Below are 23302 nucleotides of genomic sequence, written 5' to 3'. Positions count from 1 at the left end.
GCACTCCTTAGGTATTCCCTGAACCTTTTAAAAGAAGGAGGTTCAATTTTCAGGCTAAAATAAAGCGGGAATAACATTCAGCTTGAAAAATCCGACTCGACCTACCGCCATATTAATTCGCAACGGCCTATTAATTTTGCTTTCTACCAATTATTTCGACCTACCTCCAATTAAATACGGTTCTTACACATACGGATTGAATTCAAAAAAACTGGCTGCCTTTCTCCAAAAGTTTTTGGAAAAATGGTAGCCAGTTCAAATTTATCATTATCGAATATCGCGGTAGCTCATGAAGCCTTGAATCATTTTTTTAATTTGGCAAAAGCCTGTTCTGCCGCTGCAATGGTTTTTTCGATATCTTCATCACTATGTGCAGTGGAAAGGAATAACCCTTCAAACTGTGACGGCGGCAAGTAGATGCCTTGATTCGCCATTTCCCTAAAGTAGGAAGCAAAGAACTCTAAATCGGATGTTTTCGCTGTATCATAGTTTATGACATCTTCATTAGTAAAGAAAAGTCCAATCATGGAGCCGGCACGGTTGAATGTATGGGGAACACCGTACTTATCCGCTGCCGCTCCAATTCCTTTTTCGAGCATATCCCCTTTTCGGGTGAACTCATCATAAGATTCTGGAGTCAATTGGCTCAGCGTTTCAAGGCCGGCCGTCATGGCAAGAGGGTTACCAGACAATGTTCCCGCTTGATAGATTGTCCCACTCGGGGCAATTTGTTCCATGAATTCGCGCTTGCCTCCGAATGCTCCGACAGGCAAGCCGCCGCCAATTACTTTCCCAAGGCAAGTCAGGTCAGGTACGATGCCAAAATAGCCTTGTGCACAATTATAGCCGACACGGAACCCTGTCATGACTTCGTCAAGGATCAATAGAGCTCCGTATTGGGTCGTCACTTCACGTAAGCCTTCGAGGAAACCAGGTTGTGGCGGAACCACGCCCATGTTCCCTGCAACAGGTTCTACGATGATACAGGCGATGTCTTCGCCAAATTGTTCAAACGCATATTTGGTTGCAGCAAGATCATTATATGCTACGGTAATCGTATTTTTTGCAATGCCTTCCGGTACACCAGGGCTATCCGGTAAACCTAATGTTGCAACGCCGGAACCCGCTTTGATCAGCAATGAATCGCCATGGCCATGATAGGAACCTTCGAATTTCAGGATTTTATCACGGCCTGTTATGCCTCGTGCCAGCCTTAGCGCACTCATCGTCGCTTCGGTTCCTGATGATACCATCCGGATCATTTCAATCGAAGGCACCCGTTCCATGACCAACTTGGCCAGTTCATTCTCAATCAGTGTAGAGGTTCCAAAGCTTGTACCTGACTCCGCTACTTTTTTCAATGATTCCACGACACGGTCATTCGTGTGACCCAGGATGAGCGGTCCCCATGAAAGAACATAGTCGATATATTCATTTCCATCGATATCATACATTTTCGAGCCTTTTCCACGCTCCATGAAAATGGGATCCATGTCCACAGATTTGAAGGCACGTACCGGGCTGTTCACGCCGCCTGGCATCAAATTTTTTGCTTCGGCAAACGCTTTTTTCGATTTTTCATATGACCGCATGATTCAATCCCCTTTTTCCATTACAGGTTATATTTTTTTATCATTGATTATCTTCGTTTATCCAGCGTGCTACCTCTTTTGAAAAATACGTAATGATCAAGTCGGAACCTGCGCGTTTCAAGCCTGTCAGCATTTCCATCACTATCGCTTTTTCATCAATCCAGCCGTTTTGGGCAGCAGCTTTGACCATTGAATATTCACCGCTGACATTATAGGAAACGATCGGAAGATTAAAGTTATTCTTAACGTCCCTGATGATGTCCATGTAGGAAAGGGCTGGTTTCACGATTAGGAAGTCCGCACCTTCAGCAACATCGGATTCAGCTTCACGAAACGCTTCAAGGCGATTGGCGGGATCCATTTGGTAAGTTTTCCTGTCGCCAAATTGTGGCGCACCATTCGCAGCATCACGGAATGGGCCGTAAAAAGCCGAAGCATATTTCACCGCATAGGACATGATCGGAATATCTTCATAACCCGCTTCATCCAGACCTGCACGGATGGCCGCAACGAAACCGTCCATCATATTGGAAGGCGCAATGATATCTGCGCCGGCCTCAGCCTGGCTGATTGCCGTTTTGGCAAGCAGGTCAAGAGAAGCGTCATTAAGGATTTTTTCCCCTTCAACGACCCCGCAATGGCCATGGCTTGTATACTCGCAAAGGCAGGTGTCCGCTATGACAATAACTTCAGGATATTGTTTTTTAATAAAGCGGGTGGCCTCTTGCACAAGTCCGTTGTGATGAAATGCCCCTGTTCCCTGTTCGTCTTTATCATGATCAAAAGGGACACCGAATAAAATGACTGATTTAATGCCCAGACTCACGACTTCATCCATTTCGGCCCCCAGATTATCCATGGATAGCTGATAGATACCTGGCATGGAGTTGATTTCATTTTTCACATTTTTTCCGTCGATGACGAAGATCGGATAAATTAAATCCTCTTTATGCAATTGTGTTTCACGAACTAAAGCCCTCATGCCAGCACTTGCACGCAAGCGACGGTGGCGATTGAATGGAATGTTTTTCATTTGAAAGTTCCTCCCTTTTTATTTCTTTTCAAGATAAAGCGTATTATCTCCGCAACCATGGCATCCGTCGTATAAACATCTGGACAGACATCGACGGATAGCCCATGTTTTTCAGCCGTTTTAGCGGCAATCGGCCCGATGCAGGCGATGATGATCCGGTCTATGTATGTATCCAATTCATGGCTTTTCATGATCTGTAAAAAATGATTGACCGTCGATGAACTCGTAAAGGTCATGATGTCGATTTCATGGTTCTTTATAAGCTGAACCAGCTTTTTTTCACTGCTTCGAGGAAGCACTGTATGATAAATAATCACTTCATCACAGATTGCTCCAGCTTCATTGATCGCCTCCGCTATAACCGCCCTTGCGAGATTTCCTTTTGCCAGCAACACGCGGGCACCCGGATCAAGCAGGGTATTGAACTCCGCCACGAACCCTTCGGCAACAAACTGAGCTGGAACGAAATCCGCCCTATAACCATGCCGTTTCAGGGCCGCTTCTGTTTTGGAGCCGATTACGGCTATTTTCGGAAGCTTCAAAGGCTGGTTTCCAAGAAGCTTAAAGAAGAAATCCACCCCATTTTGACTGGTCAGAATGATCCAGTCATATGTAAGCAACTCTTCAAACCGCTGTTGCACATCTTCCATATGATCTGGAAGAGTGAACTCAAGCAATGGCACAAGAAGCGGCGTTCCGCCATTTTTTTCGATCGACTCTTTTAAACCATCTGCCTGTCCTTTCCCTCTGGTGATCAATACCTGATAATCCTTAAGAGGTTGAACTGGGTTCATTACTGATCAAGCTCTTCTTTAACGCGATCGATCAATTCTTTACCGCCCATTTCGCTAATCTGTTTGGCAGCAGCATGCCCAACCGCCTCTGGATCAGCACCTTCAACCATTTCTTTATATATCACCTTTCCATCCGGAGCAGCGACCAAAGCCGTCAAGGAAACGGACCCATTATCTTTTGCCACCGCAAAACCGGCAATCGGCACCTGGCATCCGCCTTCCATTTTATCCAAAAAGGCACGTTCCGCTTCAACCGTTCTTTTCGTTTTTTCACATGTCAACTTCGCAAGTTCCGCCAGCAGTTCTTTGTCGTCTTCACGGCATTCAATGGAAAGAGCTCCTTGTCCCACTGCCGGAATGCAAATATCTTCATCTAAAAATTGCGTTACGATGTCCTGCTCCCAACCCATTCTTGATAGTCCGGCTGCCGCTAAAATGATAGCATCATAATCTTCACTTTTCAGCTTATTCAGACGGGTATCGATATTTCCGCGAATCCATTTGATTTCAAGGTCCGGCCTTCTAGCCAAAATTTGCGCGCCACGCCGCAAGCTGCTAGTACCTATGATGGAACCGGGCTTCAGTTCGGAAAGGGTTTCATGGTTCTTAGATATCAAAGCATCCCGATGGTCCTCCCTCGGTGGTATGCAGCCAATCGTCAAACCTGGAGGCAGCACTGCCGGCATATCCTTCATACTATGTACGGCCATATCAATTTCTTTATCCAGCATCGCTTGTTCGATTTCTTTAACGAATAAGCCCTTTCCGCCGACCTTGGAAAGTGTTACATCAAGGATTTGGTCACCCTTTGTGACAATTTCCTTCACTTCGAACTCGTATGGGACCCCAAGTCCTTTAAGTTGATCGATAACCCAGTTCGTTTGGGTGATCGCTAATTTACTACGTCTTGATCCGACAATTATTTTTCTCATAGTTTCCTCCTATGTATTCCAAAAGTGGAATGTTGAAAGGCTTCCGAAAAGGAAAAAGTTAATTAACACAATCATGAAAGATCCAATATTCAGAAAGGCTAGCGTCCTTCCATACATTTGTTTCCGAATTTTCAAGTATAAAAACACACTGTAAGCAATAAGCAAAATAAATGAGCCGATGATCTTCATGTCCAGCCAGGATACCCCAGGGACTTTTATATAAGCCCATTGAATCCCCAGGATGAGGGAGACCACTAATAATGGAACACCTATAACTGCGAGGACATAGGACATATGCTCGAGCTTTGTTAAATCGCCAAGTCGAAGCAGGCGTTTTCCCCACTTCTTCCGTTTTAATAAATCATATTGAATTAAGTATAGAAGTGAAAAAACGAAAGAAAGCGTGAATGCCCCATATGATAGGATCGCAAAAGTGATATGTATGAGCAATAGCTCTGAAACCAGGCGCTGTGCAAGCACTTGAGATTCTATCTGAACAGGTGCAAAGGTATGGATGGCCATAACCATGAAACCTAATACATTCGTAAAAAAGACCGTAAAATCGACTCTTAGCAATCGGTTAATGATCAAGGATAGCGATATGAGGACCCATGCATAAAAATATAGGCCTTCAAAAATCGTCAATACCGGGAACCTTCCCGTTTTCAACACATACAGAAACAAAAAAATTGTTTGCAGCACCCAAACAATAGAAAGCAACCAGAAGGCGACCCTGTTCGCCTTCTGGTTATTATTAAGGAAATCAATAAAATATAAAAGCATACTGATGGCATACAGCAAAACAGTGGCTTCATGCAATCTTGTCATTAGTAATTCCATATCTACCTCATTACTGGACAGGAACTGGATTCAATAGGGATGACTTGGAGCTGTTCCGTTCTTTTTCATCCGCAACCAGCTGGTCTTCAATCAATTCCTCTAAATGGAAGATTTTCACGAAATTATTTAATTGCTCTTTTGCATTCGGCTCATCTGCCAGTTCTTTTGCATAAAGTATCGGATCCTTCAGCATTTGGTTGATGATGCTTTTCGTATGCTTGTTCAGGACTTTTTTGTCACGTTCGCTCAAATGCGGAAGCTTTCTTTCGATGCTTTCCATCGTTTCCCTTTGTATCGATAGGGATTTTTCCCGTAAAGAGGAAATGACGGGAACCACACCAAGTAAATTAATCCACTGGTTGAAATCCACGATTTCTGATTCGATCATCATTTCTATTTTCTCGGCAGCTTTTTTACGTTCTTCGATATTGGCTTGCACGATCCCTTCCAGATCGTCAATGTCATACAAGAAGACATTTTCCAGCTCGGCCAATGTTGGATCGAGGTCACGCGGCACTGCGATATCGACCATGAAAATAGGACGGCCCTTACGAAGCTTATTGACGAATGACATCATTTCTTTTGTTACAAGAAGATCTTTTGCACCAGTGGAAGTAATCAGGATATCGGTATCCACTAAAGCGCATTGAAGCTCTTGCAGCTGTTTGGCCGTACCATTGAATCTCTCAGCCAGGTCGACCGCTTTCTGAAAGGTGCGGTTAATGACCGTAATGCTGTCGGCGCCATTGCTATGCAGATTTTGAATGGCCAGCTCACCCATCTTACCGGCCCCAAGAATCAAGACATTCTTGCCGTTCAGGCCTCCGAAGATTTTTTTTGCAAGCTCGACTGCCGCATAGCTGACGGAAACGGCATTGGTATTGATTTCGGTTTCCGAATGAGCTTTTTTAGCTAATGTAAGGGCTTGCTTGAAGAGATGGTTAAAAACGGTACCGATCGTATCTTCCTTCTGCCCTAACAAATAGCTTGAACGTACTTGTCCCAAAATCTGAGTTTCTCCCAGTATCATGGAATTCAAGCCGCAGGTAACTGAAAATAAATGCTCGACAGCCCCATCGCCTTCATAAATGAACAGATATTTAGAAAATTCTTCTTTATCGATGTTAAACCATTCCGAAAGAAATTCCTTGATATAATACCTGCTTGTATGAAGCTGGTCCCCGACCGCATAGATTTCCGTCCTGTTACATGTTGAAATAATAATATTTTCCAAGATGCTTTTTTTATTTTTAAGAGCTTTCATTGCCTCGGCAAGTTCGGCTTCGTTAAACGATAGTTTTTCCCGAATTTCTACAGGGGCAGTTTTGTAATTTATACCAACCGCTAGAATATGCATCCTTTTGTTTTGCACCCCCAAAATTTTTCATGTAAATTAATTATACCATGTACTAAAATGGATTCACGCAAATAATATGAACAGTTTATGAAAACGTATGCTACCATGAAAAGACAGCCAAAACGCCTCAATGCTACAAAAGGTGTCTAAGCGGGATTTGTAAAGTTACATACATATTTCGACATTGTGTACAAAAGTACCATATCAAAAATGGCAAAAAACTTCAAGTAATCGAATTGCATAGGAGGATAAAATGAAAACGCATCGTATTTTCCCAGGAATCGTTTTAATCGGTTTCGGGCTCTATTTTTTTCTTGAACATTCCCAAATCGAAATCTTTCCGGGCTTTTTTAGCTGGCCCACTTTATTATGTATTGTCGGTGCCGCCTTCCTGATTCAGGCATATAGCGGTAATGAATATGAGTCCATCCTGCCAGGCGTCATCTTACTTGGGTTCGGGGCTCACTTCCACATCGCCGAGAACCTGGAGATTTGGCCGGATGATATAGGTATCTTTATTTTAATCATCTCACTGGGTTTTATTCTCCGGGCACGTAAAACAAATTCTGGAATGTTTCACGGAATGGTCATATTCATCGTCTCGATCACATTCTTATTCTATGATAAAATCACAACGTCTTTCGGGATTGTTGAAACAACCACCGCGAACATCGAAAGGTTTTGGCCCTTTGCCTTGATGGCGATCGGCATTTATTTTTTGGTTCGAAAAAAGTGACGATTTTCGATTCCATAATGAAAAAGGGTATTCCAGATGCGGAATACCCTTTTCTTTTACATATATTTCTTAAGGACGCCCCATGCTTGTTCCTTACCTTCACCTGTTTCACCAGAGAATAGAAGCAATTCATCTTCTTTTTCCATATTTAACGTTTGGCGCGTGATTTTCAAGTGTTTCTGCCATTTGCCTTTTGGAATTTTATCCGCTTTGGTGGCAATGACGATCCGGGGCAGGTCATAATGCTTCAGGAATTCATACATTGCGATATCATCCTTTGTCGGCGGATGACGCAAATCGACGATCAGAAGCGCAGCGCGGAGCTGGTCACGGGAAGTGAAGTACGTTTCGATCATCTTCCCCCAAGCATCACGCTCCGTCTTGGATACCTTTGCATAACCATAACCCGGTACATCCACAAAATGGAGTGCTTCATTTATGATATAAAAATTCAAGGTCTGCGTCTTACCCGGTTTAGAGGATGTGCGCGCCAAGTTTTTTCGATTGATCATTTTGTTGATGAAACTGGACTTCCCAACGTTGGAACGGCCTGCCAAGGCAAATTCCGGTATTGGAGTATTGGGATATTGTTCAGGCTTCACAGCACTGATGACAATATCTGAACTTGTTACTTTCATTCGTTCACACCTACCAATGCATGCTCAAGGACTTCATCGACGTGTGAAACTGGAACAAATGTTAATGCTTTACGGACACTTTCCGGGATATCATCAATATCCTTTTCGTTATTTTGCGGGATGATGATTTTCGTAAGTCCTGCGCGATGGGCCGCTAAAGATTTTTCTTTAAGCCCGCCGATCGGAAGAACCCGTCCGCGTAATGTAATTTCGCCTGTCATGCCTACCTCTTTTCTGATCGGCCTATTTGTAAGGGCCGATATTAACGCTGTTGCAATCGTGATGCCTGCAGAAGGGCCATCTTTTGGAACCGCACCTTCGGGGACATGAATATGAATATCATATTTTTCATGGAAGTTCGCATCAATCTGAAGTTTCTCGGTTTTTGAACGGACAAAACTGAAAGCAGCCTGGGCTGACTCTTTCATTACATCGCCAAGCTTTCCTGTCAGGATCAGCTTCCCTTTACCTGGTGATAAGGAAACCTCGATTTGCAGCGTATCGCCACCTACCGACGTGTATGCTAAACCATTTGCTACACCGACTTGGTTCTCGACCTCCGCCTGTCCATAATGGAACATGGTTTTCCCTAAAAACTCCTCGACATTCTTTTCAGCAATGACGACCCGCTTTTTATCTCCGGACACGATGATTTTTGCAGTCTTCCGACAGATGCCTGCAAGCTGTCGTTCCAGACTCCGAACACCGGCTTCCCGAGTATAGTAACGGATGATTTTTGTAAGAGCTTCCTCACGGACTTGCAATTGTGTCTTCAATAAACCATGGTTTTCAAGCTGTCTAGGCAGCAAGTGATCCTTGGCTATATGAAGTTTCTCTATCTCAGTATAACCTGCAATCGAAATGATTTCCATACGATCACGAAGCGGACCAGGGATCGATCCCAAATTATTTGCCGTTGCGACGAACATGACTTTGGAAAGATCATAGGTTTCTTCAATATAATGATCACTGAAATTATGATTTTGCTCTGGATCGAGCACCTCAAGCATCGCTGCAGATGGATCTCCCCTAAAGTCATTGGACATCTTATCCACTTCGTCCAGTAAAAAGACCGGATTGATCGTACCAGCTTTTTTCATGCCTTGAATGATCCGTCCCGGCATTGCCCCTACATATGTGCGGCGATGTCCGCGGATTTCTGATTCATCGCGCACCCCACCTAAAGATATACGGACGAAATTCCTATTCAGGGATGAAGCGATCGATTTAGCCAAGCTCGTTTTCCCGACTCCTGGCGGTCCCACCAAGCAAAGGATCGGTCCCTTCAATGATTTGGTCAATTGCTGCACGGCCAAATATTCAAGCACACGCTCCTTCACCTTTTCCAAACCATGGTGATCCCGGTTCAGGATTTTTTCGGCTTTATGAATATTCAAGTCATCTTTGGTCGCTTTGGTCCAAGGAAGAGAGATCAGCCATTCGATATAGTTGCGGATGACAGAACTTTCGGCTGAGCTCGAAGGAACTTTTTCATAACGGTCCAATTCCTTTAATGCCGTTTCTTTGATATGCTCAGGCATATCCGCTTCTTCTATCTTTTCGTTCAGGACTTCAATTTCCCCTGTTTTTCCTTCTTTATCGCCCAATTCCTTTTGGATCGCTTTCATTTGCTCTCGTAAATAATATTCCTTTTGAGTCCGTTCCATCGAACGTTTAACACGCTGGCCGATCTTTTTCTCGAGAAAAAGAACTTCTTTCTCGTTATTAATGATCTCGATTACACGGCTAAGACGCTCTTTCATATCAATGGTCTCAAGCACTTCTTGCTTCTCCTTCAATTTCAAAGGCAAATGGGAAGCGATTATATCCGCTAATCGCCCAGGCTCTTCAATATCCGAAGTGGACGAAAACGTTTCACCGGTTATTTTCTTGGACATTTTTATGTATTGTTCAAAATAATCCAGTAGTGTGCGCATTAATGCTTGATGTTCAGCATCCTTTTCATCACTGTCTTCATATATTTTAATCTTGGCACCATAATGTGTCTCATAATCGTAAAATTCCATGACTTCTGCGCGGTTCAACCCTTCCACCAACACCCGGATTGTACCATTCGGAAGCTTCAACATCTGTTTTACCTTTGTTAAAGTTCCCATTGTAAATAAATCTTCTTCACCTGGTTCGTCCAACGAAACATCTTGTTGTGTCGTCAAAAATATAAGATGGTCTTCCACCATTGCTTTCTCAAGGGCTTGTACCGATTTATCTCGGCCTACATCTAAATGAAGTACCATTGTTGGATATACAAGCAGTCCTCTAAGCGGCAGGAGGGGGACGATGATTTCTTTATCAGTCATTTCCTGACACCTCCATCTATTTAGTATCGTCGTTGTAAACTATTTACCCATGTTCTCAACCTTTTAACAATTCTATCCTATTTATATAGAAGTGTCTATTCGTTTACCTTAACACGTTTCGACTGCTATTATTATCTCCAATATTAGATAAAAAAGCACGCCTGAATGCGTGTTTATTTTTTACGGCAGGGTGGCCGTGAACGCCAATATGGTCCTTAAAATGCCCCGGTACTATTTTTAGCCGGGGCATATCCTTTATACACTTTCTTTTTTTGATAGGTCCAAGGTTGTGAGGATTTGTTCCGACATCAATTCTTTTTTCAGTGCCTGATCCAGCACTTCTTTCACATTCGAAACAGGAATGATTTCTATATCCTTGATTTCAGATAGAAGCGGCTGCATGTTTTCGGCTGGGATGATTACCTTTTTTGCCCCGGCAAGTTTAGCCGCCTTGATTTTAGGAATGACACCGCCAATCGGTTTAACGCCACCATGAATGCTTATTTCCCCAGTCATCGCCATAGTATGGTCAACAGGGATTTTATATATGGCCGAGTATATGCCTGTGGCCATTGCAATTCCTGCAGAAGGGCCATCCACTGGACTTCCGCCCGGAAAGTTCACATGGATATCGAATTGATCGGCAGGCACCCCCATCGAACGTAAAACCGTAATGACATTTTCAATCGAACCTTTCGCCATGCTCTTGCGTCGAACCGATTTGCCACTCCCGCCGCCGATACTTTCTTCCTCAACGATACCGGTGATGTTTATCGAACCTTTTTCATCAGAGGCAGCCATGACCGTAACCTCAATTTCCAGCAATGCCCCGCTGTTTGGACCATAGACTGCAAGACCATTGACAAGGCCTATTTTGGAATTCGCTTCTATTTTCCTGTCCATTCTTTGGGTCAGCTGGCTGCTATGGGCCATCCAATCTATATCTTCTTCCCTGATGAAGGTCCTGTTTTCATTAATTGATATTCCTGCAAGAGTCTGAATCATGTTGACAGCTTCCCTGCCATTTCGGGCATAATCCGAAATCGATTGCAAGCCTTTTTCACTGATGGTGATCCCCACTTTATCTGAGGCATTCTTGGCCACGGCGATTATTTCTTCCCGGTCCAGTTCACGGAAAAACACTTCTATGCATCTTGAACGTATCGCCGGCGCGATTTCATTTGGTGTTCTTGTAGTAGCTCCAATCAACCGAAAGTCAGCGGGCAGTCCATTTTTAAAAATATCATGGATGTGAGTGGGAATATTTTGATTTTCCTCTTGATAATAGGCACTTTCCAGAAAGACCTTACGATCCTCCAATACCTTTAACAGTTTATTCATCTGTATGGGATGCAGCTCCCCTATTTCATCTATGAACAGTACGCCTCCATGTGCATTGCTGACTGCACCCTGCTTTGGCTGCGGAATGCCTGCCTGTCCCATTGCCCCGGCTCCTTGGTAGATTGGATCGTGCACAGAACCGATGAGCGGATCGGCAATCCCTCGTTCATCGAACCTAGCTGTGGTGGCGTCCAATTCAACAAAAACGGCCGAATTCTTAAAAGGGGACTTGCCATTTTTCTTCGCCTCTTCCAAAACAAGTCTGGCAGCTGCCGTTTTCCCTACCCCAGGAGGACCGTAAATTATCACATGCTGGGGATTCGGCCCACATAAAGCAGCTTTTAAAGATTTAATTCCATCTTCTTGACCGATGATTTCATTAAATGTGCTTGGTCTAACTTTTTCCGCCAATGGTTCTGTTAACGAAATCGATCTCATCTTCCGTAATTGGTCCATCTCCTTACGTGAATCACGGTCAATGGAAACTTTTTGTGTCCGCTGGCCTTTCAATAAGTTCAAAAAATACAATCCAATAATAATCCCAAAAAACAGCTGGATAAACAACGCCAATCCTGTCCAATTCATCGTATTCCCTCCTGCACTCTCCTAGTTTGTCATTTCTGTTAGTATCTCCTTTGGAAGGGCGAAATTATCCAAGAAATTCGTGTTGAAAAATTGGCGTTTTTATCCTGTACAACAACAATTTGAAAAAAAGGAAAAGAAAAAGACTGCCAGGATGAACTGGCAGTCTCAGACTGTAAACAACTCGAAATTAACTGGTTTTACCCTACTTTTTTGAGGTTTTAACGTTGATTTCCACTACAGGCACTCGCTTCCGCGGGCGGTCCGCCCTCGGCGCTCTGCGCCTGCAGGGTCTCCCTTGTACGCGTATTCCCGCAGGTGTCTCGTACCTTCCGTTACAATCAACTTTGGTCTATAAACAAAAAGACTGCCAGAATTAACTGGCAGCCTTTCTTTTCCTTATAAATCAAGCAGATGTTTTCTTTTCTTGTCCTTTGATGGTTGTGCCGTCTTTAAGGACGAGCTTTGGAGATTCATTTTTCGAAATCGTGCTGCCTGTGATTACACATTTTGCAACATCATCACGTGAAGGCAGATCGAACATCACTTCAAGAATGATGCCTTCGATGATGGAGCGCAGACCACGTGCACCAGTTTTGCGTTCAATTGCCTTTTTAGCAATTTCACTTAGCGCTTCCTGTTCGAATTCCAATTCAACATCGTCAAGCTCAAGTAATTTTTGATATTGTTTAACAAGGGCATTTTTTGGCTGTGTAAGGATTTCAATCAAAGCCGCTTCATCCAATTGCTCAAGAGTCGCAATTACCGGAAGACGTCCGATGAATTCCGGAATTAATCCGAAACGAAGCAAGTCTTCAGGAAGGACTTTGGAAAGCAATTCTTTTTCTGCAATATCATCCTTTTTCACGTCAGAGCCAAAGCCAATGACTTTTTGACCAAGACGGCGTTTGATGATCGGTTCGATGCCATCAAAGGCACCGCCGCAGATGAACAAAATATTGGTCGTATCGATTTGGATGAATTCCTGATGTGGATGTTTACGTCCACCTTGAGGCGGAACGCTTGCAACCGTTCCTTCAAGAATTTTCAATAAAGCTTGTTGCACACCTTCACCAGACACGTCACGTGTAATAGAAGGATTTTCCGATTTACGGGCAACTTTATCGATTTCATCAATATAAATGATGCCTTTTTCCGCTTTTTCCACATCATAATCAGCTGCTTGGATTAATTTGAGAAGGATGTTTTCAACATCTTCCCCAACATATCCAGCTTCCGTCAAGGAAGTGGCATCAGCAATGGCAAAAGGAACATTCAGTAAACGTGCCAATGTTTGCGCAAGAAGGGTTTTCCCGCTTCCCGTCGGTCCGATTAGGGCGATGTTACTTTTAGAAAGCTCAACATCGTCGACTTTGCTATTGGAATTGATACGTTTATAATGGTTATAAACAGCTACAGCCAAAGATTTCTTTGCCTGTTCTTGTCCAATCACATATTCGTCAAGAATTTCACGGATTTCCATAGGTTTAGGAACATCTCTGAATTCTACTTCTTCATCAGTTCCCAGCTCTTCTTCGACAATCTCCGTACAAAGTTCTATACACTCGTCACAAATATAGACACCTGGACCAGCAACCAGTTTACGGACTTGTTCTTGTGTTTTACCGCAAAAAGAACATTTTAACTGTCCTTTTTCATCATTAAATTTAAACATGTACGTTCACCCCTTTAAATACTCTTCCAACTCTATTACATAGCGGTACCTAATCGTAAATAAAAAAACTAGGTACACATCTGCTTAAACATTCCAAAATCCCTAGTATGTTTTGCATTTTATCATGTTCTTGGAAGTTTAGTAACAAAAATGCTCACGGTCCGAGTTGTTAAATAAGTACAATAATCAATCAATATGTATTTGCCCTTTACCAGCATGCCCAAAACTTTGGATTTTTAAAAGCAGGATTTGCTGTATAAATATGTATATGCGGTATTAGAACTAATCTACACCGAAATCCAAAAAAAATCAATCAGGAAATAACCGATATTTTAAATTTACACTAATTCTCAATATGTATAAAACAAGGCACGATTACTCGCGCCTTGTTTTTTTAAAGGAAATATTTAAATCTACTTATTTATAAAAATTATTTTGCGTCAACTGTTTTACTGTTTTCTACCAAGAAGTCAATTGCTTTCTTAATTTTAAGATCACCTTTGATTCCTTCTAAGTTTCCAAGAGCTTGTTTGATCGCGTCAACTTCCATATTGTACATAGTAGCCATTTGTGCAAGTTCAGCTTCTACATCTTCGTCAGTCGCTTCAAGTTTTTCAACTTCTGCGATTGCTTCAAGAGTCAGGCTCGTACGAACTTGTCCTTCAGCTTCTTCTTTCATTTGCGCTTTTAAAGCTTCTTCGTCTTGACCTGAGAATTGGTAGTAAAGTTCCAAATTAAGACCTTGAGATTGGATGCGTTGAGAGAACTCATTCATCATGCGGTCAACTTCGTTTGAAATCATCGCTTCAGGAACGTCGATTTCTGCACCTTCAACAGCTTTACCAATTACAGTGTTTTGAATGAAGTTTTCTTCTTCATGTTTTTTGTCATGCTCTAATTTATGCTTTGTTTTTTCTTTAAGTTCAGCCAAAGTTTCCACTTCGTCGTCGACATCTTTCGCGAACTCATCATCCAACTCAGGAAGTTGTTTTGTTTTGATTTCGTGAATTTTCACTTTGAATACTGCTGGTTTACCTGCAAGTTCAGCAGCATGGTATTCTTCAGGGAATGAAACTTCGATATCTTTTTCAGCGCCAGTTTCAAGACCGACAAGTTGCTCTTCGAATCCTGGGATGAAAGAGTTTGAACCGATTTCCAATGAATGGTTTTCTGAAGCTCCGCCTTCGAATGCTTCACCATCAACGAATCCTTCAAAGTCAAGTACAACCGTATCGCCTTCAGCAACTTGTCCTTCTTCTTTAACGACAAGTTCAGCTTGACGCTCTTGTAAAGTTTTCAATTCGTTTTCAACATCTTCGTCAGTTACTTCAGTATTGAATTTTTCAACTTCAACACCTTTGTAATCTCCCAATTTAACTTCAGGCTTAACTGTTACAGTTGCAGTGAAGATCAGGTTTTCGCCTTTTTCCATTTTCTCGATGTCGATTTCTGGACGATCTACAGGCTGAATTCCAGCTTCTTCGACAGCATTTGCATAAGCATCTGGAAGAATGATATCAAGCGCATCTTGGTAAAGAGATTCTACGCCGAATTTTTTTTCGAACATTTGACGTGGCATTTTACCTTTACGGAAGCCAGGTACATTTACTTGTTTCACTACTTTTTTGAAAGCTGCGTCTAAACCTTCGTTTACTTTTGCAGCGTCAACTTCAATTGTTAGTACGCCTTGATTACCTTCTTGTTTTTCCCATTTTACAGACATGTGTTTCCCTCCAAAAATCTATATACTTCAATAATAAGCATTGGATGATTATGCTTTGCAAGTGTTAACAAGTCATCCTTCAAATATACCCCCAAAATAATGGGGAAATCGTCAAAATTAGACGAATTATACATTACAACCACTACATTATACCACAGGATTAATCTGTTACAACAGCAATAGCTTAAATAATAGGATAAGAAATTTCTTCAATTTCTTTTATATAGGAAAGAATATCCGCAACGCTTTCCTCATCTGCCTGGTAAAGGTCCGCTAAGTCCCTCACGGAAACTTCCCCGGTCATGTACTCTTCCGCCAAGGCATGGTAGGCAGCTGCCCATGCAGGCAAGCTTTCAGGTCCTGGTTCAAAAGGAAACAATAAAAAAGAATGACGTTCAATCAAACTATGGACCATTTCATATAAGCTCGGATTATCCTGACTGATTTCCTCTTCGGCCAGTCCGGTTACCTTCTTATAGAAGTCCGTCTCCTTCAAACTTTTCAATTCCCTTGGGATGACCGACTTCGATTGATTGAATTTCCTCACCGTCATTTCCTCGTTATATTCCTGGTCGATAAGGATGTTAAGGAGCATCGTTTTGAAGAAAGGATGCCCCTCATCATTTTGTAGAAATTCTTCGATTTGAGGGATAAATGGTCGAATATTGATATTCGTGAGTTTTGAAATGACCATAAGCATTTCATTATCCGTTTTCCCTTCAAAAAGTTCATCCTCCTGCATTTCCTCTGAAAGCTGTTGATTTTGGCTTTCTTTCTCTTCTTTTTTATCCTCAAGGGCCCTTTTACTGAACTGGAGCATCTTTTCGAAATGTTCCTCTTTATCAAAGGGAATTTGGTTTTCTTCAAATAGCAGTTCGATCGTCGTGACCATTTCCTGGTGCTCGCCTAATTGCAGCAGTACCATCAAATAAATATTGATCAGTTGAAAATAGTCGCCAATGCCTTTATTCAGCATCTCTATACACAACTCTTTTGACTCCTGGTAATACTCAAGTTCAACTAGTGAGACCACCAGTCCCATGCAAACTTCATCATTTTCGGGCTCATACTCCCTGGCTTGGCTGAAAAGCTGTGCAGCCGCTTTAAAGTTCCTGTTACCAAGCTCATCCAGTCCTTTTACTATCAGCCTCTCACCGAGATTTGGAAAGGCGATAATCTTTGTTTCTCCGGCCTTCTTTTGGTTGTTCTCATCATCCATCCTATTTTCCGCCTCACCGTTCGCTTTTTGAGAAACAGTTTAGCATGTAATAGCTGGAAACACAAAAATTTATATGGACGGATGCACGACTTACCTTCTTTCCGCGATAAAAAAATCCCGCTTCCTTTCAAATAAGAAAGGAGAACGGGAAATGACCTTTTTCTATTATATACTCGATACAGCCTTTTTTTGAGATTCATAGGCAGAAATCTCTTTATCATATTGAAGCGTTATCGAAATTTCATCCCAGCCTTTGACGAGCATTTCCTTCCAATATGGATGAATTTCAAAGCTCGTTTCAAACCCTTGACCATCTTTCAATGTCTGATTGGGAAGGTCGATCGTCAACTCATAATCAGGTGCCGACACTCTCTCCATTAAATAGTTAACTTCAGCCTGGGTCAAAGCGATGGGGACCATGCCATTTTTCATGCAATTACTTTTAAAGATATCAGCATAAGACGGAGCGATGATGATATCGAACCCGTAGTCTTTCAAAGACCAAGGGGCATGCTCACGGGACGATCCGCAGCCAAAATTTTCACCTGCTATTAATATGGACGTGTTTTGATTATGGGGCTGATTCAACTCAAAATCTGGACGTTTCTTCCCAGTTTCATCAAAACGCCAGTTATAGAATAAAAATTCGCCAAATCCGCTTCGCTCAATCCTTTTTAAAAATTGCTTTGGAATGATTTGGTCCGTATCCACGTTTTTACGGTCAAGTGCCGCCGCTCTTCCTTTATATATAGTAATGGGTTCCATTTTCTGCACCTCCGGTTAATTCGTATTCTTATTGGACTTGTTCAGTTCTATTCAAATTCCTAATATCGACAAATTTCCCATGAATGGCGGCCGCGGCAGCCATAGCCGGACTAACCAGGTGTGTTCTTGCTCCAGCTCCTTGCCTGCCTTCGAAGTTCCGATTGCTTGTGGAGGCACAATGCTCGCCGGCCGGAACCACGTCAGGGTTCATGCTCAGGCACATGCTGCAGCCCGATTCGCGCCATTCAAAGCCTGCAGATTTGAAAATCTCATCCAACCCTTCATCTTCCGCCTGCCTTTTGACGCTTTGTGAACCAGGAACGACCATCGCCCGAACCCCTTTATGAACAGTTTGGCCATCAATCATTTCTGCGGCTTGCCGTAAGTCCTCAATGCGTGAATTGGTACACGATCCTATGAATACATGTTGTACGGGAATTTCCGTGATCGGCATCCCTTCCTCAAGGCCCATATACTCAATGGCTCGATTCAGTTCCTTAGGATCCATGATATCTTCTGCGAAAGTAGGTACTTTTCCGTCCACGCCACTAGCCATTCCAGGATTTGTCCCCCAGCTGACCATTGGTGAAATCAGGCTGCCATCAAGAATGATTTCTTGGTCATAAACAGCATCCTCATCACTGGAAAGTGACTTCCAGTCCTGAACACATTGCTCGAACTCTTCGCCTTTCGGCAAATATTTACGACCTTTCAAATAAGAGAACGTTGTTTCATCAGGAGCTACCAGCCCTGCTCTTGCCCCGCCTTCGATAGACATATTGCAGACCGTCATTCTTTCTTCCATTGACATATCCCAGAAAACTTCCCCGCAATACTCAATGATATGCCCCGTACCGAAATCGACGCCGAATTTAGAAATCACATATAAAATGACATCTTTCGCCATCACGCCATGACCAAGCTTGCCATTAACCTCAAGCTTCAATGTTTTGGGTTTTGTTTGCCATAGGGTTTGTGTGGCCAAAACATGCTCGACCTCACTCGTACCGATTCCAAACGCAATCGAGCCAAACGCCCCATGTGTGGAAGTATGACTGTCTCCGCAGACAATCGTCATCCCTGGCTGTGTAAGCCCTAATTCCGGCCCGATAACGTGAACGATACCTTGATCCGGACTGTCTAAATCAGCAAGTCGGATACCGAACTCTTTACAGTTTTGCTCAAGCGCCTCTAGTTGTTTCCTTGCAATATCATCCTCGATGAAATAGCGATTAACGGTTGGCACATTATGATCCATTGTCGCGAAAGTACGATCGGGTCTCCTGACTTTGCGTCCTTTTAATCTCAATCCTTCGAATGCTTGAGGAGAGGTCACTTCATGAATATATTGAAGGTCTATATAAATCAAATCCGGTTTATTCTCCTCTTCATTTACAATATGGCGATCCCATATTTTCTCTATTATCGACTTACCCATCACTATCCCACCTCGATCAATCTTGTATTTTTTTTAAAAAACACGGCCTAATGTTAGGCCGTGAAAGAAGTTTATGCGTAAGCTCCCATGATGTTGGAAATGGCTTCCTGGTCTAAAAGATTTGCTTTTATTTCTGCAATCATCTCTGAGGTAGACGTAATAGTCGGTTGGCCATTTGCGATATCGCCTGTTCTCAAGCCATATTCAAGGACCGTTTCCACCGCCTGCTCAACTGCTTTCGCCTCATCTTCCAAACCAAAGGATAGACGCAGCATGGAAGCAGCCGATAAAATCGTCCCAATCGGATTAGCCAGGTTTTTGCCTGCGATGTCCGGGGCAGAGCCATGAATCGGTTCATATAGATTAGGACCATTTGTTGATATGGAGGCGGAAGGAAGCATTCCAAGCGAGCCAGTCAATACCGACGCTTCATCGCTTAAAATATCACCGAACATATTCTCCGTCACGATAATATCAAATTGTTTCGGGTTTTTGATCAATTGCATGGCTGCATTATCAACAAGCATATGCTCAAGGGTTACATCCGGATAGTCCTTGGCAATTTCTTCAGCCGTCTCACGCCACATCCTGCTGGATTCAAGAACATTCGCTTTATCCACGGATGTTACTTTTTTCTTACGCTCCGATGCTAATGAAAAAGCAAGTTCGATGATGCGTTTCATTTCGCTTTTCTGATAGAAAAGTGTATCGACGACCGCCTCTTTCCCTTCTATTTCAACGCGCTCACTTGGCTTTCCGAAATAAAGGCCGCCAGTTAGTTCCCTGACAATCACGAAATCCACATCTTCAATGAATTCCTTCTTAAGAGGAGAAGATTCCGACAAACTGGAATAATAGCTGATTGGACGGATGTTAGCATAAAGATTCAAATCTTTTCGGATTTTCAACAAACCTCGTTCCGGTCTTAGGTGCGCAGGCTGGTCATCCCACTTAGGTCCTCCAACGGCCCCTAATAATACCGCATCGCTGTTTTTACAAATCTCGACTGTTTCATCCGGCAGGGGTGAACCTGTGCTATCGATGGCCCCTCCGCCAATCTCACCATATTGAAATTCAAAATCGTGTCCATATCTTTGGGCAACGGCTTCGAGGATTTCTACAGCGCCTCTTGTTACTTCTTTCCCGATGCCATCTCCTTGAAGCACCGCAATATTCCTTTTCATCGAAATCTCCCCTTCCTATTGTAATACTGCTTTTTCTTCCAGTTCCTTCATGATGATCACACGGTTCACAGCGTTCAAATACGCTTTGGCGGATGCTTCCAAGACGTCCTGATCAAGACCCCTGCCGCTTGTTTCCACACCGTTATAATCAATTTTCACAAAAACCTGAGCAAGGGCATCCATTCCGCCGCCTACCGATTGAATTCGATAGTCCAGCAAGTTGATCTCTTTGCCCAAACATCTTTCAAGCGTGTTATATAGGGCTTCTACACTTCCTGCACCTGTAGCCGCTTCCTGAATCTCTTCATTATCGCCTTTTTTCAGTGTGACCGTCGCAGTCGCCGTTTGATGGGTGCCATGTGAAATCTGTAAGGAAATCATGTCATAGAAACTGATATCCGTCGCTTTCTCTTCAAGCACCAGCGCAACGATATCTTCATCCGTCATGGTCTTTTTATTATCGGCCAATTCCTTGAACTGGACGAATAATGAGTTCATTTCCTCATCCGTTACCGTAAAATTCAACTCTTGTAATCTTTCTTTGAAAGCATGGCGTCCTGAATGCTTTCCTAAAACGAGTGAATTGGACGAAACCCCGACTAGTTCAGGTGATATGATTTCATATGTCGTTTTTTCTTTTAACACGCCATCCTGGTGAATGCCTGATTCATGTGCGTAAGCATTGGCACCAATAATGGCTTTATTAGCAGGAACTTGCATTCCCGTAAGGCGGCTGACCAAATCACTGGTCCTTTTAATTTCATTCAATACAAGACCCGTTTCCGCTTGATAGAAATCTTTACGGATGTAGAGTGCCATGGCCACTTCTTCAAGTGCCACGTTTCCGGCACGTTCACCAATTCCGTTGATTGTGCCTTCGACTTGCGTAGCCCCGCCTTCGATGGCCGCCAATGAATTGGCCGTCGCCATTCCAAGATCGTCATGGCAGTGTGCGGATAAACTAACTTTATCAATAGAAGGAACATGCTCACGAAGGTATCTGAAAATGTTGCCATATTCGATTGGAGCTGCATATCCTACTGTATCAGGGATGTTAATGACCTTGGCACCAGCCTGAATGACCGCTTCAACGATTTCAGCCAAATAGTCAAGTTCCGTACGGCTTGCATCTTCTGCAGACCATTGTACGATCGGAAAACGCGCTGCTCCGTACTTAACCATTTCAACCGACCTTTCAATCACTTGCTGCTTAGACATTTTCAACTTATATTCACGATGAATGGGCGAAGTGGCGATGAACGTATGCAATCTTGGTTCTGCGCCGCCCCTTAATGAATCCCAAGCTGCATCGATATCTCCTTTTACAGCACGCGCCAGCCCTGTGACAGAGCTGTTTTTGATTTTGCGCGCGATTTCCTGTACGGAGTTGAAATCCCCTTTGGATGCTGCCGGAAAACCGGCTTCGATTATATCAACACCCAATCTTTCAAGCTGATAAGCAATTTCAAGTTTTTCGGTAAAATTCAAATTTACACCGGCGGATTGCTCCCCATCACGAAGTGTGGTTTCAAATATATTAATTTTTCGCAACGGCTACCACTTCTTTCTCTTTTTGTTGAGGTTTTACGAATGGCATCATTTTTCTTAATTCACGGCCAACCACTTCGATTTGATGTTGGTTTTCACGATTATTGATCGCATTGAAGACTGGACGATTCGCTTGGTTTTCCAAGATCCATCCTTTAGCGAACTCACCGTCTTGGATGTCTTTCAAGATCGCTTTCATTGCCTCTTTCGTAGTTTCCGTCACAACGCGTGGTCCAGAAACGAAATCTCCCCATTGAGCTGTGTCAGAGATGGAATAGCGCATGTTTTCCATACCGCCTTCATACATAAGGTCGATGATTAACTTAAGTTCATGCAAACATTCGAAATATGCTACTTCCGGTTGATATCCAGCTTCTGTCAAGGTTTCGAATCCAGCTTTCACAAGGGCAGTCAATCCGCCGCAAAGTACAGCTTGCTCTCCAAATAGATCCGTTTCCGTTTCTTCCTGGAAAGTGGTTTCCAAACCGCCAGCTCTTAAAGAACCGATTCCCCGAGCGTATGCAAGTGCCAATTCTCTTGCTTCACCCGTAACATTTTGATAGATGGCGAACAATGCCGGCACCCCTGCACCTTGTTCATATGTACGGCGAACAAGATGTCCCGGACCTTTTGGAGCAACTAATAAAACATCTACGTCTGCCGGAGGAACGATTTGATTGAAATGGACGTTGAATCCGTGTGCGAACATTAACGCTTGACCTGCACGCAATACCGGTTTGATTTCTTCTTGGTATACTTTCGGCTGAGTTTCATCCGGTAATAGGTTCATGATCACGTCTGCCTGTTCAGCTGCTTCCTTCACTGTGTAAACATTAAAGCCGTCTTCCACCGCTTTATCGAAGGATTTACCTTTTCTGATTCCGATGATTACATCTACACCGCTGTCACGTAGGTTTTGAGCGTGTGCGTGTCCTTGTGAACCATATCCGATGACCGCTACCTTTTTATTGTTGAAGAAATTCTCGTTTGCTTCTGCGTTATAATATACTTTTGCCATAATAATTACATCTCCCTTTTCATCATTGTTTTTGTTTTTGTTTTTTGTTTTTTGTTTTATACGATTGTCGCACTCTTAGCGTGTGCAATTTGCATTCCACGCGGGATGGCGGCAGTCCCTGTCCTTGCCAATTCCTTGATGCCATACGGCTTGATCAGTTCAATGAAGGCTTCGATTTTATCCGATTCCCCTGTGATTTGGACTGTCACGCTATCTTTACTGACATCAATAACTGAAGCTCGGAAGGGTTCGATGACTGAATAAATCTCGGCTCGGGTTTGTGTAGTCACCAATATTTTAATGAGTGCAAGTTCCCTCGCCACAATCGATTGATTCGTAATATCATATACTTTCAAAACATCGATCTGCTTATTCAGCTGCTTGGTGATCTGTTCAATGACAGTTTCGTCATCGACATCGACCACAAAGGTCATCCTTGAAATGCCATCCTGTTCGGAAGGTCCGACAGTCATGCCTTCAATGTTATAATTTCTTTTCGTGAACAGGTTCGTAATCCGATTAAGGACGCCTGGCCGGTTGTTCACGGTGAGGCTAAGAATTCCCTTCAT

19 protein-coding genes are annotated in these 23302 nt (G+C 43.1%); 1 reads left to right on the top strand and 18 read right to left on the bottom strand.

Going from position 1 to position 23302, the window contains the following annotated elements; all coding sequences use genetic code 11:
* Positions 1-302: 302 nt before the first annotated feature.
* Genes hemL through hemA form a run of 6 tightly spaced genes read right to left on the bottom strand, consistent with a single transcriptional unit; the run spans position 303 to position 6548 of the window.
* Complete coding sequence (gene hemL, locus ACZ9AO_RS04025; RefSeq protein ID WP_476108521.1) at positions 303-1592, bottom strand: glutamate-1-semialdehyde 2,1-aminomutase; 1290 nt, start codon at positions 1590-1592, stop codon at positions 303-305.
* A gap of 40 nt (positions 1593-1632) precedes the next feature.
* Positions 1633-2625 carry a porphobilinogen synthase gene (gene hemB, locus ACZ9AO_RS04020; protein ID WP_048688903.1) on the bottom strand — a complete coding sequence of 331 codons (993 nt, stop codon included), beginning with the start codon at positions 2623-2625 and terminating at the stop codon, positions 1633-1635.
* A complete protein-coding gene (locus tag ACZ9AO_RS04015; RefSeq protein WP_251539744.1) occupies positions 2622-3419 on the bottom strand; it encodes a uroporphyrinogen-III synthase in 798 nt (265 codons plus the stop codon). The genes hemB and ACZ9AO_RS04015 overlap by 4 nt, the downstream gene beginning before the upstream one ends.
* On the bottom strand, positions 3419-4351 hold the full coding sequence (hemC, locus tag ACZ9AO_RS04010; RefSeq protein ID WP_476108520.1) for a hydroxymethylbilane synthase: 933 nt from the start codon (positions 4349-4351) through the stop codon (positions 3419-3421). Before hemC ends, ACZ9AO_RS04015 begins: the two co-directional genes overlap by 1 nt.
* Positions 4352-4360: 9 nt before the next feature.
* Positions 4361-5191, bottom strand: a complete 831-nt coding sequence (locus ACZ9AO_RS04005; RefSeq protein ID WP_048688893.1) for a cytochrome C assembly family protein — start codon at positions 5189-5191, stop codon at positions 4361-4363.
* A gap of 10 nt (positions 5192-5201) precedes the next feature.
* Entirely contained in the window at positions 5202-6548 is a 1347-nt protein-coding gene (hemA, locus tag ACZ9AO_RS04000) for a glutamyl-tRNA reductase (protein WP_063594332.1), read from the bottom strand.
* Between the two features lie 253 nt (positions 6549-6801).
* On the opposite strand from hemA, the gene ACZ9AO_RS03995 reads away from it, so the two are divergent.
* Entirely contained in the window at positions 6802-7284 is a 483-nt protein-coding gene (locus ACZ9AO_RS03995) for a LiaI-LiaF-like domain-containing protein (RefSeq protein WP_034308917.1), read from the top strand.
* Positions 7285-7340: 56 nt separating this feature from the next.
* Here the strand turns inward: ACZ9AO_RS03995 and yihA are convergent, their stop codons facing one another.
* From yihA to ilvN, 12 genes are all read right to left on the bottom strand, one after another.
* Complete coding sequence (gene yihA, locus ACZ9AO_RS03990; protein ID WP_034308918.1) at positions 7341-7922, bottom strand: ribosome biogenesis GTP-binding protein YihA/YsxC; 582 nt, start codon at positions 7920-7922, stop codon at positions 7341-7343.
* A complete protein-coding gene (lon, locus tag ACZ9AO_RS03985; RefSeq protein WP_054400085.1) occupies positions 7919-10240 on the bottom strand; it encodes an endopeptidase La in 2322 nt (773 codons plus the stop codon). Before lon ends, yihA begins: the two co-directional genes overlap by 4 nt.
* 255 nt (positions 10241-10495) lie before the next feature.
* Positions 10496-12166, bottom strand: coding sequence for an ATP-dependent protease LonB (gene lonB / locus ACZ9AO_RS03980; RefSeq protein ID WP_048688888.1), 1671 nt, complete (start codon positions 12164-12166; stop codon positions 10496-10498).
* Between the two features lie 403 nt (positions 12167-12569).
* Positions 12570-13838 carry an ATP-dependent protease ATP-binding subunit ClpX gene (gene clpX, locus ACZ9AO_RS03975; protein ID WP_034308926.1) on the bottom strand — a complete coding sequence of 423 codons (1269 nt, stop codon included), beginning with the start codon at positions 13836-13838 and terminating at the stop codon, positions 12570-12572.
* A gap of 430 nt (positions 13839-14268) precedes the next feature.
* Complete coding sequence (gene tig / locus ACZ9AO_RS03970; protein ID WP_251539747.1) at positions 14269-15561, bottom strand: trigger factor; 1293 nt, start codon at positions 15559-15561, stop codon at positions 14269-14271.
* Positions 15562-15745: 184 nt separating this feature from the next.
* Positions 15746-16780 carry a tetratricopeptide repeat protein gene (locus ACZ9AO_RS03965; protein ID WP_251539748.1) on the bottom strand — a complete coding sequence of 345 codons (1035 nt, stop codon included), beginning with the start codon at positions 16778-16780 and terminating at the stop codon, positions 15746-15748.
* A gap of 165 nt (positions 16781-16945) precedes the next feature.
* The gene (leuD, locus tag ACZ9AO_RS03960; protein ID WP_063594334.1) at positions 16946-17545 is read right to left on the bottom strand and encodes a 3-isopropylmalate dehydratase small subunit; all 600 of its coding nucleotides are present in this window, start codon (positions 17543-17545) and stop codon (positions 16946-16948) included.
* A gap of 28 nt (positions 17546-17573) precedes the next feature.
* Positions 17574-18983 carry a 3-isopropylmalate dehydratase large subunit gene (leuC, locus tag ACZ9AO_RS03955; RefSeq protein WP_476108519.1) on the bottom strand — a complete coding sequence of 470 codons (1410 nt, stop codon included), beginning with the start codon at positions 18981-18983 and terminating at the stop codon, positions 17574-17576.
* A gap of 71 nt (positions 18984-19054) precedes the next feature.
* Complete coding sequence (leuB, locus tag ACZ9AO_RS03950; RefSeq protein WP_476108518.1) at positions 19055-20167, bottom strand: 3-isopropylmalate dehydrogenase; 1113 nt, start codon at positions 20165-20167, stop codon at positions 19055-19057.
* A gap of 15 nt (positions 20168-20182) precedes the next feature.
* Positions 20183-21718, bottom strand: a complete 1536-nt coding sequence (locus ACZ9AO_RS03945; RefSeq protein WP_048688874.1) for a 2-isopropylmalate synthase — start codon at positions 21716-21718, stop codon at positions 20183-20185.
* On the bottom strand, positions 21705-22733 hold the full coding sequence (ilvC, locus tag ACZ9AO_RS03940) for a ketol-acid reductoisomerase (protein ID WP_048688871.1): 1029 nt from the start codon (positions 22731-22733) through the stop codon (positions 21705-21707). Before ilvC ends, ACZ9AO_RS03945 begins: the two co-directional genes overlap by 14 nt.
* Before the next feature lie 56 nt (positions 22734-22789).
* Positions 22790-23302 carry an acetolactate synthase small subunit gene (gene ilvN, locus ACZ9AO_RS03935; protein WP_034308941.1) on the bottom strand — a complete coding sequence of 171 codons (513 nt, stop codon included), beginning with the start codon at positions 23300-23302 and terminating at the stop codon, positions 22790-22792.

It is taken from the genome of Peribacillus sp. TE19612 (assembly GCF_056279465.1).
Note: the sequence above shows the minus strand (reverse complement) of the source record. Positions and strands in the feature narration are given on the sequence as shown.

Bases quoted from the DNA above. Each gene is read 5' to 3' on its own strand.
- lon (WP_054400085.1), bottom strand. From the start codon at position 10,240: ATGACTGATAAAGAAATCATCGTCCCCCTCCTGCCGCTTAGAGGACTG.
- hemB (WP_048688903.1), bottom strand. From the start codon at position 2,625: ATGAAAAACATTCCATTCAATCGCCACCGTCGCTTGCGTGCAAGTGCT.
- ACZ9AO_RS04005 (WP_048688893.1), bottom strand. From the start codon at position 5,191: ATGGAATTACTAATGACAAGATTGCATGAAGCCACTGTTTTGCTGTAT.
- hemA (WP_063594332.1), bottom strand. From the start codon at position 6,548: ATGCATATTCTAGCGGTTGGTATAAATTACAAAACTGCCCCTGTAGAA.
- leuB (WP_476108518.1), bottom strand. From the start codon at position 20,167: ATGAAAAGGAATATTGCGGTGCTTCAAGGAGATGGCATCGGGAAAGAA.
- ilvC (WP_048688871.1), bottom strand. From the start codon at position 22,733: ATGGCAAAAGTATATTATAACGCAGAAGCAAACGAGAATTTCTTCAAC.
- ACZ9AO_RS03965 (WP_251539748.1), bottom strand. From the start codon at position 16,780: ATGGATGATGAGAACAACCAAAAGAAGGCCGGAGAAACAAAGATTATC.
- hemC (WP_476108520.1), bottom strand. From the start codon at position 4,351: ATGAGAAAAATAATTGTCGGATCAAGACGTAGTAAATTAGCGATCACC.
- lonB (WP_048688888.1), bottom strand. From the start codon at position 12,166: ATGAATTGGACAGGATTGGCGTTGTTTATCCAGCTGTTTTTTGGGATT.
- leuC (WP_476108519.1), bottom strand. From the start codon at position 18,983: ATGGGTAAGTCGATAATAGAGAAAATATGGGATCGCCATATTGTAAAT.
- ACZ9AO_RS04015 (WP_251539744.1), bottom strand. From the start codon at position 3,419: ATGAACCCAGTTCAACCTCTTAAGGATTATCAGGTATTGATCACCAGA.
- ACZ9AO_RS03995 (WP_034308917.1), top strand. From the start codon at position 6,802: ATGAAAACGCATCGTATTTTCCCAGGAATCGTTTTAATCGGTTTCGGG.
- ilvN (WP_034308941.1), bottom strand. From the start codon at position 23,302: ATGAAGGGAATTCTTAGCCTCACCGTGAACAACCGGCCAGGCGTCCTT.
- yihA (WP_034308918.1), bottom strand. From the start codon at position 7,922: ATGAAAGTAACAAGTTCAGATATTGTCATCAGTGCTGTGAAGCCTGAA.
- clpX (WP_034308926.1), bottom strand. From the start codon at position 13,838: ATGTTTAAATTTAATGATGAAAAAGGACAGTTAAAATGTTCTTTTTGC.
- tig (WP_251539747.1), bottom strand. From the start codon at position 15,561: ATGTCTGTAAAATGGGAAAAACAAGAAGGTAATCAAGGCGTACTAACA.
- hemL (WP_476108521.1), bottom strand. From the start codon at position 1,592: ATGCGGTCATATGAAAAATCGAAAAAAGCGTTTGCCGAAGCAAAAAAT.
- leuD (WP_063594334.1), bottom strand. From the start codon at position 17,545: ATGGAACCCATTACTATATATAAAGGAAGAGCGGCGGCACTTGACCGT.